Raw genomic sequence first — 657 nt, 5'->3', positions numbered from 1 at the left:
AATGACTCTCAAGATGGGGCTATAGCTCAGCTGGGAGAGCGCCTGCCTTGCACGCAGGAGGTCTGCGGTTCGATCCCGCATAGCTCCACCATCTTGAAAACCTTCTTCCACAAGAAGTAAAACTAATGTGGGCGATTAGCTCAGTTGGGAGAGCACCTGCCTTACAAGCAGGGGGTCACTGGTTCGAGCCCGGTATCGCCCACCATCTTTAAGCGCATTCAATGAGTGCTTTTAAAAATGGTTTTCATTAGAAAATCTAGCTCTTTAACAATTTGGAAAGCTGACAAATCAACAATTTATTGTTGATTGTAAAGTTCTCAATGTTTGTCTTTATGACAAACACCAATAAAACACATTCAAGTGTTCTTGGCTTTTGTCTTACTTTTTCAAAGTAAGGTAGAAGAAAAATTGAGTCCGGCAAAATCGAGTCTGCATCATGTATAAAAATTGCAGACAACTTTGGTGATTTGACCGTTTGTTTTCACTTTTTAAAGTGAAAGTAAATTGGCAACTCGAAACTCCTTCGGGTTGTATGGTTAAGTGACTAAGCGTACACGGTGGATGCCTTGGCAGTCAGAGGCGATGAAGGACGTATTAACTTGCGATAAGCCCAGATTAGGTAGTAAAAACCATTTGAGTCTGGGATTTCCGAATGGG

Annotated in this window: 2 tRNA genes and 1 rRNA gene; all 3 read left to right on the top strand. The window is 42.2% G+C overall.

Going from position 1 to position 657, the window contains the following annotated elements:
- Positions 1-15 precede the first annotated feature (15 nt).
- Positions 16-91: transfer RNA gene (locus QTO06_RS25345), tRNA-Ala, on the top strand.
- Between the two features lie 38 nt (positions 92-129).
- A tRNA-Val gene (locus tag QTO06_RS25340) sits at positions 130-205 on the top strand.
- Between the two features lie 329 nt (positions 206-534).
- Positions 535-657, top strand: a 23S ribosomal RNA gene (locus QTO06_RS25335); the annotation flags it as partial.

Source organism: Vibrio sp. M260121 (assembly GCF_036533715.1).
In the GTDB taxonomy this organism is placed as follows: Bacteria; Pseudomonadota; Gammaproteobacteria; order Enterobacterales; family Vibrionaceae; genus Vibrio.
This window is presented reverse-complemented; position numbering and strand designations above follow the sequence as displayed.